A 14,065-nucleotide genomic window follows, 5' to 3' on the forward strand; every position below is an offset into this window, starting at 1 on the left:
GCCGTCCGTCATGACCTCACCTGATGGTCTCCACACCGGGACCATGACAAATGTCATGGTCCTACCATGGTGACCATGGCGCTTTTCACTGCTCGACGCAGCACCCGGAACGGGGAGACGACGGAGCAGCCGGAGCCCGGGCGCGGAGTCAGGGCGACCTGGCGCTACACGGTCGGGACGATCGCAGCCTACGGACTCTTCGTAACGGCGGTCTCGACCCTGGTGATGCTCGGTGGCGGCGAGTACGGCATGCAGTTGCCCGACCTCGTGATCCTCGTGCTCGCGCTGGCTTCCGCTGCATCGCTGGTCCGCTACTGCTGGTTCTTCAGGAGAGGCCTGGGCGGCGGACTGCCTGCGCGCCACTACACCCTGTGGCTGCTGCTGCCGGGCGGCGCCCTCTGGTTCATCGGCCTCGGACAGCCGCACACCCTGTGGGTGGGGGCCGTCCCGCTCTGGCTGGCCTGCAACGCACTGGCCGTCGTCGTCGGGCGGCGCCCCCGGTGGTGGATCCTCGGTGTCGGGCTGGTTGTGCTCCTCGTGCACGGGCCGCTCGGACTCCTGCTCGGCCACACGGTCGGCGGTCCGTCCTGGGAGGGCGGCGCCGTGGCCTCCCTCGCCGTCTGGGCCCTGATGACTCCCATGCTCTTCGTGGCGAGTATCTGGTGGTGGGACATCGTGCTGCGCCTCGACGACAGCCGCCGCACCTCCGGGGAGCTCGCAGTGGCCAAGGAGCGGCTGCGCTTCGCAGCGGACCTGCACGACATCCAGGGTCACCACCTCCAGGTCATCGCGCTCAAGACGGAGCTCGCCGGCCGACTGCTCGACGCCGATCCCGAAGCGGCACGTGTCCAGATCACGGAGGCCCAGCAGCTGGCCCGGACCGCGCTGGAGGACACCCGGGCCCTCGTTCACGGGTATCGGACGGTGTCCCTTTCCGCCGAGGCCGCGAATGCCGCCGAGGTCCTCCGCGCCGCGGGCATCGAATGCTCGGTGGACGTCGACGCCGCTGCGCTGCCCGCGGAGGAGAGGACCCTGTTCGGCCTCGTGATCCGCGAGGCCACGACCAACATCCTCCGTCACAGCGAGGCGATCGCGGTCACGCTGCGCCTCGCCCGGACCGGGACCGGATCCGTCCTGACCGTGATCAACGACGGCGTCGGCGCCGACGCCCGCCCCGGCGGATCAGGCATCGACGGGCTCCGACGGCGGTTCGAAGCCGTAGGGGGAGGGATCGAGGTCCGGCAGGAGGACGGGCTCTTCGTGCTCACGGCCACCACACCCGGGCTCCCGGGCACCGCCCTCGGGGCTTCGGGTGCAAGCCGCGCCACCCCTGGCCCGGTCTCCGTGCCGGCTGCACCGACGGAGACGGCCGTGGTCTCCTCAGCTGCCTCCGCCCTCGCCGGGACCACCGGTGCCCGAGGGGACCGGACGTGATCCGGGTGGTCCTCGCCGACGACGAGCATCTCATCCGTGGTGCGCTCGAGGCACTGCTGGGACTGGAACCGGACCTCGAGGTGGTGGCGAGCACGGACAACGGGACGGACGCGACGCGCCTCGCGAAGGAGCACACCCCCGACGTGTGCGTCCTGGACCTCGAGATGCCGCCGACCGACGGCATCTACGCCGCGGAGGAGATCCTCCGGACGGTGGCGACGCGGGTTGTGATCGTCACCCGGCATGCCCGGCCCGGCGTGCTGCGCCGTGCCCTGGCGAGCAGGGTGTCCGGGTTCGTCCCGAAGTCGACCCCCGCCGACAAGCTGGCGGACGTCATCCGGGATGTCGCCGCGGGCCGCCGCTACGTGGATCCGGACATCGCGGCCAGCGCCCTCACCGGCGAATCGTGTCCGCTCACCGCCCGCGAACTCGACGTCCTGCGGCACAGCCGGCAGGGGGCAAGCCTGCAGACGATCGCCCGCGAGCTCCACCTGGCGCCGGGCACGGTACGGAACTACGTGTCCTCCGCGATGACCAAGCTGGACGCGCCGTCGCGCTACGAGGCCGCGACGCTCGCCTGGGAGCAGGGCTGGATCTGACGTATCGGCCCCGGACGGTTGTGGGAGCATAGCGGGATGACTGAACAGCAGCCTGCCAGTCCGTCCGACCCGGCGCCCGCGGCACCCGCCGAGGGCGAGAGCCTCCCCGTGCCCGCCGAGGGCGAGAGCCTCCCCGTGCCCGCCGAGGGGCGCACGGCGTCGCTCACGGACCTCGTCGACGAACCGGCCAAGGTCATGCGGATCGGTACCATGCTCAGGCAGCTGCTGGAGGAGGTCCGCAGCGCGCCGCTCGACGACGCCGGCCGCACCCGGCTCGCCTCCATCCACGAGCGCTCGGTGCGGGAGCTCGAGGACGGACTCGCCCCGGAGCTGGTCGAGGAGCTGCATCGTATCAACCTGCCCTTCGACGAGGGCGTGGTTCCCACCGACGCAGAGCTGCGCGTGGCACAGGCGCAACTCGTGGGCTGGCTCGAGGGCCTCTTCCACGGCATCCAGACGGCGCTCGCGGCGCAGCAGATGGCCAACCAGCAGCTGGCGGCCCGCCTCCAGCTCCGCCAGCTTCCTCCCGGCACCGTGATAGCCCCCGGTGTGGTCATCGGCGAGGACGGCGAACCGAAACGCACCCTGCCCGGCCGGCAGGCCGCCTCGAACCAGGCCGAGGGCCACGGCCCCGGCCAGTACCTGTAACAGCCAGGTGGCATTCTTCGCAGCGGCGCGGCAGGGTCGCAGGGACGACGCCGAGCTCGGAACCGGGGTGTGGCGCCGCGCGCACGACCGCTTCCGCCGGGGCCTCGACCGCTATCACCAGATCCTCGAAGGCATCGAGGACGACGACGTCTACAACGAGCTCGTGGCGGTCGCCGACGAGCTCGGCGCGATGCTGCCGCGTGTGCGGGCCATCTGCGTGAGCGCCCAGGCCTCGTCCCCGAGTACGGGCCTCGACATCCCCGGCGCCCTCCTGCAGGTGCACCGGGCGCTGTCCCGGGCCGGGAACACCCTCGCGACCACCGCGGAGGCCGCTGCGATGACGAGGCTCGACGGCGAACGGTGGGGGGTCGCGTCCTCGGGCCTCGACAACGTACGCCGCCGCGCCCAGCTCGTCGCGGAGGACGTCGAGGAGGCCGAGCGGGCGATGCCCGGCGGTCAGTAGGACAGCAGCGTGGTCCCGGGTTCCACGGCGATGTCCCAGACCTCGAGTTCCTGTCCGCCGCACTCGCCCTGTTCGCCGGTCGGCACGCCGCCGATGAACGGGGCCTGCCGCTGCTCGTCCACGTACGGGTAGCCGCGGTCGTTCAGGACCGTCAGCACCTGCCGACCGCGCCGGGGGTCCCCGTTCGGATAGGACAGGACCTCGATGCGCTCGTAGGCGGAGAAGCCCTCGGGCCAGCGGAGGAGGACCGACCGCCCGGTGTACTCGAAGACCACGCACGCCCGGCCGTCCCCCGCGGGCAGGACGCGGAACGTGCCGAGCCGGTCCGCGGGCAGGTTCTGGACGTCGCGGCCCTCGGCCGGGCGGGTGCCTACGACGGACTCGGCAGGCAGCGACCCCGGTGCCCTCCCGTTCGTGTCCAGCGTGAGCTCCTCCGCGGGTAGGGCACGGATGGCGTCGCGGAGCTCGTCCGGCAGCGGCGCCGGGTCTCCGCCGATCGTCGCCGCCTCCGGGGACCGGCGGTCGATCAGCGTCAGGACGGACCCCTCCCCCTCGATCGGCGAGAGGACGCCGTCGCCGTCACGCACCAGGAACACGAGTCGGTCCGGTGGGAAGAGTTCCCGGCCGTAGGGGCGCTCGAGAGTGCTCCGCCCGGTGACGTCGACGGTCAGGGTGGTTCCGTCGGCGTCCCCCTTCACGATCTGCACCACGGAGGAGGCCTGCAGCATCCGCAGTTCGCCGTCGACCGTCGTGGGTTCGACAGCTGCGACGGACACGACGGCGACGACGTCGGCGAGGGCGAACAGCCGTTCGACGTCGCCCGCAGGGCCGGGGGCGGCGCGCGGGATGAGGGCCGTGGCCAGACCCGCGACGACGACGAGCAGGAGGAGGGTCCCGAGGACCGCCTGGACCCGCCCGCGGGGCATCCCGGCGCGGGCGAGGAGTCGGGGGTGGTCCTCCCGCACCGCCGGGGCATGCTCCGCCGCAGCGGTGGCGGGTGCTGCCGGGGTGACCCGGGTGTTTGGGGTGCCTGGGGTGGCGGCGGCACGCCGCTCGCTCGTCGGAGGGGAGGCACGCCGCTCATCGGTCGACGGCGCGACTCCGATGCCGGGAAGACCGCGGCGGCTGCGGGCGAGGTCCTCGGAGGTGATCACGGCGGCGGGGTCGGCGGCGGCCAGTGCGGCGGAGAGCGCCGCGCCGGACGGCACCTCGCCGGCCGTCCCACTCCCGCGCAGGGCAGGATGGGCGCAGGCGGCCTCGACGGCGGGGAGGCGTCCCGGCTCGCCCCCGGCCACCCGCGCGGCGTCCTCGGCCGTGAGACCGTCCCAATGGTGCAGGAGGAGGAGCTCGCGGTCGGCGGGGGAGAGGTCGGAAAGCGCCGTCTGCAGGGACGCATCGCCGCCGGCGCGCGGTGGCAGCGTCGAGGGAAGGTAACGCTCCAGGACGGCCCTGGTCGCCCGCAGGACGGCGTCGCGGTCCGGGCCGGCCTCGGGGGCGGAGAATCCGTCGTCGCCCGGATCGGGAGGTCCGGTGACGGGACCGGCGTCCAGCGACTCGATGGCCTCGCGGGCGGCGGAGGACGCGAGCCGTGCCGAGAGCGATCGGCGGAAGGCATACCGGTAGGCGGCGTCATGCAGGGCTGCCTGGTCGTCGTCGAGCATGTCCCACCCCCGTCCCGCGGGCCGACCGGCGCGGCCGCCAGAGCCGGTCCGAAAGCACGCTGGCTGATAGTTGTCGGTGGGAACAGAAATAAACGGGCTGCATCGTTGGTTCCCGCCTATATGACTACATCACCGAATCTTACGTTCAACGACGGCCACACGATCCCGCAGCTCGGTTACGGTGTGTGGCAGGTCGAGGACAACGTTGCCGAGGACGTCGTCGGCAAGGCCTTCAAGGTCGGCTACCGCCACATCGACACCGCCAAGATCTACGGGAACGAAGCCGGCGTGGGCCGTGCCATCGCGTCGTCCGGCCTGAGCCACGACGAAATGTTCATCACCACCAAGCTGTGGAACGCCGACCAGGGCTACGAGAGCACGCTCAAGGCGTTCGAGGAGTCGATGGAGCGTCTCGGCCTCGAGACCCTCGACCTCTACCTCATCCACTGGCTGCAGCCCAAGCAGGGCAAGTACCTGGACACCTGGAAGGCCCTCATCGAGCTGCAGAAGCAGGGACGCGTGAAGAGCATCGGCGTCTCGAACTTCACCATCGAGGCCCTCAACGAGATCATCGACGCCACCGGCGTCGTCCCGGCCATCAACCAGGTGGAGACGCACCCCTTCCTGAACCAGGCCGAGCTCCGCGCGTTCGAGGCCGAGAAGGGCATCCTCCACCAGTCGTGGTCGCCCCTCGGTTCCGGCAAGGGACTGCTCGACGACGCCGTGCTGCAGGACATCGCGCAGAAGCGCGACGCCACCCCTGCGCAGGTCGTGCTCGCCTGGCACCTCGCGCTCGGCAACGTGGTCATCCCGAAGTCCGTCACGGAGTCGCGCATCATCGAGAACTGGGAGTCCCTCGATGTGAAGCTCGAGGACGAGGACATCGAGGCCATCAACGGGCTCGACAAGGGCGCGGCCGGCCGCATCGGCGCCGATCCCGCGACGGCCGACTTCGCGTAGCCTCCGCGCACCGTCCGCTCGTTGAGCAGCTGTGGTGGGTGCGCGACAGCGTGACCCGCCACACCTGCACGACGACGTGAGATGACAAGAGCCGCCCGGCATCGCCGGGCGGCTCTTTCCGTCTCCGACCCGTTGTCAGGCGGCCTGGGCCAGGGACGCCCGGAGCGGGTAGTCGGTTCCCTCGAGGATCAGTTGAGCGCAGCGTCCCGTGGTCGGATCCAGGATGATCGGCGCGGCCAGGTTGACGGTGGTACCGCTGGGACCGGGATTGGCGACGACGAACAGGTGGGCCTCCGGGACGTCCGCTCCGAGGACGTCGCGCTGCGCGTCCGAGAAGCGGGGGCTGTACTGCGGGACGTACGTGGCGGCGTCGAGGAGAAACAGGCGCACGCCGGTGTCCTGCGCCGCGGTGAGCGTGAACAGCCCGTCCGCGCCCTGCACCTGCTCGAGGTGGAAGTCCGTGAGCGGCGCGAGCCCCGGGGGAGGGGTGACGAACGCGGCCCTCATCGCAGGAAGTCCATCAGGGAGGGCTGCAGCACGCGGGCCGAGACGGCGAGCGCGCTCTGGTAGGCGGTCTCCTGGAGCTTGAGGTCCAGGATGACGGAGGCGAGGTCGACGTCTTCCATTGTGGCGCGTTCTCCTTCGAGGGTCAGCGAGGCATCGGCGACGGCGTCCTTGGCTTCGAGCAGGCGCGCGTGGCGGGTGCCGATCTCGCTGTGCTCGGTGGTGAGGGCCTGGATGCGCTGCTGGAGCGGCGCGAGGTGCACCGAGACGTCCTTGCCGGCGTCCAGGTCCGCGGCGATGGCGTCCAGCAGGGCGAAGACCGAGCCGGCGCCGCTGCCGAAGACGGCCGTGCCGTCCGCATCGACGCGGATGTTCTGGTCGGGGCCGACCCTGCGCTCCACCGTCCCGCCGGGCTCGAACGTGAGATCCGCACGGAGGGCATCGTCGGCGTCGGTGTTCCCGGCGAACAGGAACCGGCCGGCGTAGGTCGCGTTGGCCTGGGCAGCGAGTTCACTGCGCAGGGATTTGACGTCGAGTGCGAGGGCTTCCCGGGCGGCCGGGGGGAGGGCGGAGTTCGAGCCCTGCAGCGTGAGGTCGTTGACGCGGTCGAGCGCACGCTTCGACGTCGTCATCGCGTTGTCGAGCTGCGAGAGCCAGCCCTCGCCGTTGGAGATGTTCCGGGCGTACTGCTCGTTCGCGCGGATCTCGGCGCGGACGCGCAACGCCTCCCCTGCGGCGGCCGGATCGTCGGACGGGCGGCTGATCGCCTTCTGGCTGGACGCCTTCTCCTGCAGCTCGGCGAGCCGCGCGAGGTTGTGCTGCAGTGAGCGCTGGGCTCCCTGCATCATGGTGTGGTTGGTGACGCGCGTGATCATGGTGGCCTTTCCCTAGCGTCCGACGATTCCCATGCGGTTGATGAGGACATCGAGCATCTCGTCGACGGCCGTCATCACGCGCGCGGCGCCCTGGTAGGCGTGCTGGTACTGCAGCAGGTTGACCTGTTCCTCGTCCATGCTGACCGAAGTGGCGCTCAGCTGCTGCTGCAGGGCGCTGGTGGCGGAGACCTCCGCGAGGGAGTAGGCCTGCCGCTCGGTGCGCGCTACGGCACCGAGATCGACGACGAACGCCGACCATGCGGCGTCGGGCGATCCGCTGCCCGTGCCGAGCGCCGAGATGCTGTCGGCCACGGAGCCGTCGAGGCCGCCCGCTCCCGGTGCGCCGGTCGCGAGGTCCTCGCGGCGGGTCGGCAGCACGTCGAGGGAGGCGGCGGCGCGGTCCGGCTGGTACGCGAAGAACGGACCCTTGCCTGCGTCGCTGTGGAGTGTGTTCACCTGGTCGGCGAGCGTCGTCGCGAATGCGTTGTACCCGGCCGCTGCCTGGGCGAGGGGACCGCCGTCGCCGGCGGGGGCGAGGAGGGAGAGCGTCGCGGCGAGCTCTCCGCTCTCGACGCCGGCCGGAGTCCCCGGGCGGTGCGACCACTCGACCTGTACGGTCCCGGCGCCGCCGAGCCCAGCCGGTCCGGTGACCTGCAGCGTGAGGGCCGTGGTGCCGGAGACGAGGGGGTTGCCGGCCACGAGGACGTCGGTCGTGCCGTCCGCGTTGTCGCGGACCGTGGCACCGGTCAGCCCTGCGAGAGTCGCCGTCAGCGTGGTGCGGCGGTCCATGAGTTCATTGGCGGAGGTACCGGCGTTGACGGCGGAGCGGATCTGCCGGTTGAGGTCGGCGACCAGCGCGGCGGCGTCGTTGACCTCGGTGGCGAGGGAGGTGGCCGAGGAGCGTGAGGTTGCCCACTGGGTCTCGACCTCGCGGTAGCCCGCGGCGATGCGGGAGGTGAGCTGCCCTGCGGCTGCGAGCAGCGTCGACGCCGGGGCGCCCTTCTCGGGTGCGTTGGAGACCTCCTGCCAGCCGGCCCAGAAGTCCTGGAGGGACGCCGAGACGCCGTGGGCGCCGGGCTCCCGCAGCCCGTCCTCGAGTGTGGCGAAGGCCTGCGCGCGGACAGCGGTGTAGCCGGCGGCGCCGGCCGTGATCCGGACGCGTGCCTCGAGGTGGGCGTCTCCGAGTCGGGCGATGCCCGTGGTGAGGACGCCTTCGCCGGGACGGATGCCGGTGGTGAAGAGCGAGGGCCGGGCCGGGGCGGCGGAAGCGGTCTCGAGCCGCTGCCGCGTGTACCCCTGCGTGGTCGCATTGGCGATGTTCTGCCCGGTGACGTCGAGGCCTGCGCGCGCTGCGGCCAGTCCGGAGTACGCCGTGGTGAGTCCGCTGAATGTGCTCATCGTCGCGCTACATGTCCTTGTCGAGGAGGGTGGGTTGTGCGTGGCCCTGGCGGTGACCGCGGGCCGCAGCGCCGTCCGCGGCGTATGTGCCTGCGCCGGTGCCGATCCCCGCGAGGGTCTCCTGGGCGGATCGGCTGGCCGCTTTCAGGAAGTGCTGGTTGCTGTCGCGCAGCGCGCCGATCTGCGCCACGAGGACCGTCATCGCCTGGAGGTGCGCGGTCAGCAGTTCACCCCAGGGTTCGTCGGGGGCTGCTGCGGCCAGCTCACGGAGGGTGGCGGTGCCATCGATGCCCCAGTCCTTCGCGACACCGGAGGCGTGCACGGCACGGGCGAGGCCTGTGTCGCGGAGCCGCTCGAGCACCTGTTCCACCTCACGGGTGGCGTGGTGGAGCCAGCGGGTCCTGCCGGAGGTGAGGAGGAGCTGTTCCTCCTCGAGTTTGAAGACGAGGAGCTCGAGCAGTTCACGCTCCTGCCAGAGCAGTGCCGACAGATTCTGGGCGCTCACGGTTCTACCTCCTCCCCGGTGCCACGAACGGTGGAACCGGGAGAACTATCGGCGGTGCCTGCAGCGATGTAAGGGATTGTCGTCAGGTGCGTCGCCGACAACCCACCAGCAGGCGCTCATCCGAGAACGCTCGTGGCCGTTGCGGGCCGGGCGTGCCTGGTGAGCCAGGGGACCACCTTCGCGGCCGGCAGCGGCTTGGCGAAGTGGAAGCCCTGGGCCAGATCGCACCCCAGCGCACGCAGTTCCACGAGGGTCTCCGCGTTGTCGACTCCTTCGGCGACCACCCGCAGGTCGAGGCTGTGTGCGAGGTCGATGATGGAACCCACGAGCCCGCCGGCGCGTGGGTCGGTGCGCATCGCGGTGATGAAGGAGCGGTCCAGCTTCAGCTCGTCGGCGGGAAGGTCGCGCAGGTACGCCAGGGAGCTGTAACCGGTCCCGAAGTCGTCGATCGAGATCTGGATACCGGCGCTGCGAAGGCGTGCGAGGATCTTCGCGGAATGGGCGGGGTCGGCCATCAGCATGTCCTCGGTGATCTCGAGCATGAGGCACTCCGGCGGCGTGTTGTGCTGCTCGAGGAGGGTGAGGATCTGCCGGGGCAGATACTGCTGGATGCAGGACCCGGACAGGTTCACGGCAACGCTGATCGCCAGCCCGTCGGCATGCCATCGCGAGACTTGGTCCACTGCGGCCTCGAGCACGAGCTCGGAGAGCTGGGGCATGAGGCCGGCTTCCTCCGCCAGGGGGAGGAACGACGTCGGCGGCAGCTGGCCGAGAACAGGGTGGTTCCACCGGACCAGGGCCTCGACGCTGGTCACGGCGTGGTCGGAGAGGTGCACCTTGGGCTGGTAGTGCAGTTCGAACTGCCGCTCGACCAGAGCCGTGCGGAGCTCCTGCAGGGTCCTGAGCTTCCGGGCGCCGCCGTCGTCGTCCATCGAACTGTAGAGGTGGTGTCCGCTGCGGGTGGCCTTCGCCCGGAACATGGCGATGTCCGCCTTCCGCATCAGGAGGCTGATGTCCGAGCCGTTCTCGGGCGTGAGGGCGATACCGATGCTGACGCTGATCTTCAGGGAGGCCGTCCCGACCCGGATGGGTTCCGCGAGTTCTGCTTCCAGTCGTCGCGCAACGATCAGGGCTTCCTTCTGGGACAGGCCGTCGAGGAACACCGCGAACTCGTCGCCGCCGAGGCGTGCGAGGAGATCGTCATGCCTCAGCGCCCCGGCGAAGCGCTCGCTGACCTGGACGAGGAGGGCGTCCCCGACGTTGTGCCCCAGGGCGTCGTTGACGTCCTTGAAGCGGTCGAGGTCCAGGAAGAACAGGGCGCCGGGTCGATGCTTGCCCAGGCGTCCGTGAAGGTCCGTGACGAATCCCCGGCGGTTCGGCAGTCCCGTGAGGTCGTCCGTGGTCGCGAGGGTGACCAGCAGCCGGTTCCTGAACAGGAGGGGTGCCGCGGCGAGGAGAAGGGTCAGGGCGGCGAGGACCTGGGCGAGGGGCGAGATGGGCATCTGGCACCCGATGATCAGGACTGCGAGGGCCGAGGTCGTGGACACCATCAGCGTGGTGAAGGCGGGCAGTCCACGGTCGTGGTGGCGGAAGGCCGTCCCGGCCCGGGCGACGCCGTCGATCCACAGGGCGATGGCGACGATACCCAGGATCCACCCGCTGTCGATGATCGAGCCGACGGCGTACTCCTGCGCGCCCAGCGCGAAGCCGATGTCCGCAGCGGCGAAGAGGATCAGGCCGGCGACGAGCACCAGCCAGCGCGGCCCGAGATCGAGCCCGCGGGAGGCCAGCAGGCCGCCGACGGCTGTGATCAGCAGGAGATCGAGCAGCGGGTAGATGACGACGACGACCATCCCGAACGTCGTGCCGCCGCCGGCGCCGGACCGCAGGACCGGCGCGAGGATCAGGGCCATGAGGGATGCGGCGGCCAGTGCTCCCACCAGGCTGTCCAGCAGCAGGGGCCACGCCGCGCCTTTCAGCTTCCGCACGGTCACGACGAGGGCGCCGAGCATCAGGGGGTAGAAGGCGAGGTAGGCGACGTCCGCGGCCGAGACGACGTCGTGGGCCTGCTGCCCGTTGAGTGTCGACAGGTAGTAGACATCGCCTGCGGTGTAGGCGGTCACGGCCGCGGCTCCGAGCACCACCTGCCATCGCGACAGGCGGGTCCTCAGGACCGCGGCAATGCACACGGCGACGGCGGAGAGCTCGGCGATGACGCCGAGCCACACGCCGAGGACGTCGAACCGCACCAGGTCGCCGAGCAGCAGGGCGACGACATACAGCGCCGAGATGGTGACCAGCACGATCACCGGGATCCGGGAGATCTGCGGCTGCGTAGCACTGCCGCCATCGGATACACGGGCATCAGCATGCATCCGGTACTTCCTTCCGTTCAGGATCAGGATCAGGCACCTGACCGAACAGCGAGCTTACGGCCGCCCCCCGGGCCCGATCCCCGATCGGGCCTGTTCCGGCCCAACCCACGGCGAAAACTGGGGCTTCCTTGAGTTTGACCACGCCGCGTCACGTGCACGGAAAAAAAGTTCGACGGATTCCTAACACTCCGTGGGACCGCTTCCGATAGCTACGGTTGCAGGCCCATGGATGGGCCTGCGATAGCAACCCTTTCACGGAGGAATACATCATGGGTTTCCAGATCAACACCAACACCGCGGCCAACACCGCATACCGCAACCTCTCCAGCACTCAGGGCGATATGTCCAAGTCGCTCGAGAAGCTGTCCAGCGGTCTCCGCATCAACCGTGCAGCCGACGACGCCGCCGGCCTGGCGATCTCCGAGGGCCTGCGCTCGCAGATCGGTGGCCTGGGAGTTGCAGCCCGCAACGCCCAGGACGGCATCAGCGTGGTCCAGACCGCTGAAGGTGCGCTGTCCGAGGTCCACAGCATCCTGCAGCGCGTCCGTGACCTGGCCGTGCAGTCGGGCAACGACTCGAACAACGATAAGGCGCGCGAGGCTATCAAGACCGAAGTCGACGCGCTTGGCGAAGAACTCACGAGGATCGCGAAGTCCACGAACTTCAACGGGACGGATCTGCTGAGCGCGGCCGGCGCGACTGAGGGCGCTTTGACGTTCCAGGTCGGCGCGGGTTCCGATGCGGCGAACGACCAGATCACGGTCGCACGGACGGATATTGAGGCAGTCGCCACCGCTGTGAAGGCATTGACCTTCACTGGCGCGGACACCGCACTAACCTCCATCGCGGCGCTCGACACCCAGATCGAGACTGTTTCGACGGAACGCTCGAAGCTCGGCGCCGTGCAGAACCGCTTCGAGTCCGCGATCAACAGCATCAACGTCTCGCAGGAGAACCTCTCGGCGGCCAAGTCCCGCATCACCGACACCGACATGGCGAAGGAGATGGCGGACTTCACCCGTTCGAACATCCTCTCGCAGGCCGGTACCGCGATGCTCGCGCAGGCCAACCAGATGAACCAGGGTGTCCTTCAGCTCCTCCGCTAGACGGTGAGCTCGTAGGCGAAGGTGCACGGTAGCGGGACCGATCCTGGACCGAGAGGTCCCGCCACCGTGCATTCGCCGCGAAACGCCCCGAGGAATTCGCAGATGAACCTGCAGTCGAATCAGCAGCACCTTCCAGCCCCATCCGAGAGGTAGACCCATGGCGTTCTCCATCGACGGCATCGCCAGCGGGCTGGACACCACGAATATGATCAACCAGCTCATGCAGCTGGAAGCCCGCCCGCAGACGCTCCTCAGGGCGAAGGCCACCTCGACGCAGGGCTTCGTCACCGCCCTGCAGCAGCTGAACAAGCAGCTCGGCTCCCTGACGGAGCTCGCTACCAAGACCGCCAAGCCCGCAGCGCTCGACCTCTACAAGGTCACCAGCAGCTCCGACGCCGCCACCGCCACCGCGACGTCCTCCGCCGGCGCCGGCACCCTTGACTTCACCGTCAGGCAGCTCGCCCAGTCCCAGTCCTCCGTCACGGCGGCTATGACGGCCTTCTCCGCGCAGGCCTCCACGCTCACCCTGCGAGCACAGGACGGCACCACCACCGAGCTCGCCACCACCGGAACGCTCGACGACGTCGTCGCCCAGGTGAACAATGCCGACGTGGGCATCACCGCCACGAAGGTCAGCGCCGGCAAGGACGCCGCCGGCGTGCAGCAGTACCGCCTCCAGTTCACCGCGCAGGAACCCGGCGCCGAGCACGGCTTCGAAGTCTTCCGCGGCACCGCAGCGGACGTCTCCGCCGGCACCGCGACCGACCTCTTCACCGAGACCGGCGCGGCCACCGTCCGCACAGCGCAGGACGCCGAGGTGCTCCTCTGGGGCGGCACCGCGGCCGAGCAGACCGTCACGTCGTCGTCGAACACGTTCACGGACATCCTCCCCGGCGTCTCCGTCACCGTCGCCAAGACCACCACCGAACCGGTGTCCGTGACCGTCTCCCGTGATGCCGAGGCCACCTCCACGAAGGCGAAGGAGCTCGTGGACGCGCTGCGGGGCGTGTTCTCCTTCGTGGAGACGAACACCAAGGTCACCCCGGGTGCGACAGCCAGTGCAGCGCCGACGTCGGGCCGGTTCACGGGCGACAGCGCCGTCCGGGGGATCACCCAGTCGATGCTCACGGCGGCGACGGCGCCCATCAATGGCAGGTCGACGTCGGAGCTCGGCATCACGCTGACCCGCTCCGGGACAGTGGAGTTCGACGCCGAGAAGTTCGCCGCCGCGCTCGCGAAGGACCCGGCCGTCGTGAAGGACGCCCTCACCCAGCTCTCGACGCGCGTCGCCGACGCGGGCAATGCCGCCTCGGACAGGTTCGACGGCGAACTCACGCGCCGGATCCAGAGCCAGGAATCGACGGTCCGGAACCTCAACGATCAGGTGTCCGGCTGGGACACCCGGCTCGAGAAGCGCCGGGCGACCCTCGAACGCACCTACTCGGCACTCGAGGTCCAGCTCTCACAACTCCAATCACAGGGGGACTGGCTGTCATCCCAGCTGGCAGGCCTCCCGACCGGAAGCGGGCTCTAGATG

The 14,065-nt window shown here is 70.1% G+C and carries 13 protein-coding genes; 7 read left to right on the forward strand and 6 right to left on the reverse strand.

Annotation, left to right across the window (positions count from 1 at the left end; genetic code table 11):
• Positions 1-75 precede the first annotated feature (75 nt).
• Genes AC4D2E_RS13440 through AC4D2E_RS13455 form a run of 4 tightly spaced genes read left to right on the forward strand, consistent with a single transcriptional unit; the run spans position 76 to position 3,144 of the window.
• On the forward strand, positions 76-1,434 hold the full coding sequence (locus tag AC4D2E_RS13440; RefSeq protein WP_490952930.1) for a sensor histidine kinase: 1,359 nt from the start codon (positions 76-78) through the stop codon (positions 1,432-1,434).
• Positions 1,431-2,033 (forward strand): response regulator transcription factor, encoded by a 603-nt coding sequence (locus AC4D2E_RS13445; RefSeq protein ID WP_490911161.1) that lies wholly within the window; start codon positions 1,431-1,433, stop codon positions 2,031-2,033. The genes AC4D2E_RS13440 and AC4D2E_RS13445 overlap by 4 nt, the downstream gene beginning before the upstream one ends.
• Positions 2,034-2,069: 36 nt before the next feature.
• Positions 2,070-2,681 (forward strand): bacterial proteasome activator family protein, encoded by a 612-nt coding sequence (locus AC4D2E_RS13450; protein WP_490952931.1) that lies wholly within the window; start codon positions 2,070-2,072, stop codon positions 2,679-2,681.
• A gap of 7 nt (positions 2,682-2,688) precedes the next feature.
• Positions 2,689-3,144: a hypothetical protein gene (locus tag AC4D2E_RS13455; protein ID WP_104166968.1), complete on the forward strand. Its 456-nt coding sequence runs from the start codon at positions 2,689-2,691 to the stop codon at positions 3,142-3,144.
• On the opposite strand, the gene AC4D2E_RS13460 is transcribed toward AC4D2E_RS13455, so the two are convergent.
• Positions 3,138-4,805: a hypothetical protein gene (locus AC4D2E_RS13460; RefSeq protein WP_490952932.1), complete on the reverse strand. Its 1,668-nt coding sequence runs from the start codon at positions 4,803-4,805 to the stop codon at positions 3,138-3,140. The two genes, AC4D2E_RS13455 and AC4D2E_RS13460, sit on opposite strands and share 7 nt — an antisense overlap.
• A gap of 120 nt (positions 4,806-4,925) precedes the next feature.
• Here AC4D2E_RS13460 and AC4D2E_RS13465 point away from each other — a divergent pair, with 120 nt between their 5' ends.
• On the forward strand, positions 4,926-5,765 hold the full coding sequence (locus AC4D2E_RS13465; RefSeq protein ID WP_490952933.1) for an aldo/keto reductase: 840 nt from the start codon (positions 4,926-4,928) through the stop codon (positions 5,763-5,765).
• A 135-nt stretch (positions 5,766-5,900) separates the two neighbouring features.
• Here the strand turns inward: AC4D2E_RS13465 and AC4D2E_RS13470 are convergent, their stop codons facing one another.
• From AC4D2E_RS13470 to AC4D2E_RS13490, 5 genes are all read right to left on the reverse strand, one after another.
• A complete protein-coding gene (locus AC4D2E_RS13470; RefSeq protein WP_490952934.1) occupies positions 5,901-6,272 on the reverse strand; it encodes a flagellar assembly protein FliW in 372 nt (123 codons plus the stop codon).
• Positions 6,269-7,144: a flagellar hook-associated protein FlgL gene (flgL, locus tag AC4D2E_RS13475; RefSeq protein WP_490952935.1), complete on the reverse strand. Its 876-nt coding sequence runs from the start codon at positions 7,142-7,144 to the stop codon at positions 6,269-6,271. The genes AC4D2E_RS13470 and flgL overlap by 4 nt, the downstream gene beginning before the upstream one ends.
• 12 nt (positions 7,145-7,156) lie before the next feature.
• Positions 7,157-8,542, reverse strand: coding sequence for a flagellar hook-associated protein FlgK (gene flgK / locus AC4D2E_RS13480; protein ID WP_490952936.1), 1,386 nt, complete (start codon positions 8,540-8,542; stop codon positions 7,157-7,159).
• A gap of 7 nt (positions 8,543-8,549) precedes the next feature.
• Positions 8,550-9,047, reverse strand: coding sequence for a flagellar protein FlgN (locus AC4D2E_RS13485; protein WP_490911152.1), 498 nt, complete (start codon positions 9,045-9,047; stop codon positions 8,550-8,552).
• 116 nt (positions 9,048-9,163) lie between these two features.
• Entirely contained in the window at positions 9,164-11,422 is a 2,259-nt protein-coding gene (locus AC4D2E_RS13490; protein WP_490952937.1) for a putative bifunctional diguanylate cyclase/phosphodiesterase, read from the reverse strand.
• A 269-nt stretch (positions 11,423-11,691) separates the two neighbouring features.
• On the opposite strand from AC4D2E_RS13490, the gene AC4D2E_RS13495 reads away from it, so the two are divergent.
• On the forward strand, positions 11,692-12,528 hold the full coding sequence (locus tag AC4D2E_RS13495) for a flagellin N-terminal helical domain-containing protein (RefSeq protein WP_490952938.1): 837 nt from the start codon (positions 11,692-11,694) through the stop codon (positions 12,526-12,528).
• Between the two features lie 157 nt (positions 12,529-12,685).
• Positions 12,686-14,062, forward strand: coding sequence for a flagellar filament capping protein FliD (gene fliD, locus AC4D2E_RS13500; RefSeq protein WP_490952939.1), 1,377 nt, complete (start codon positions 12,686-12,688; stop codon positions 14,060-14,062).
• Positions 14,063-14,065 lie beyond the last annotated feature (3 nt).

The sequence above is a fragment of the Arthrobacter sp. TJ-265 genome, from assembly GCF_058269135.1.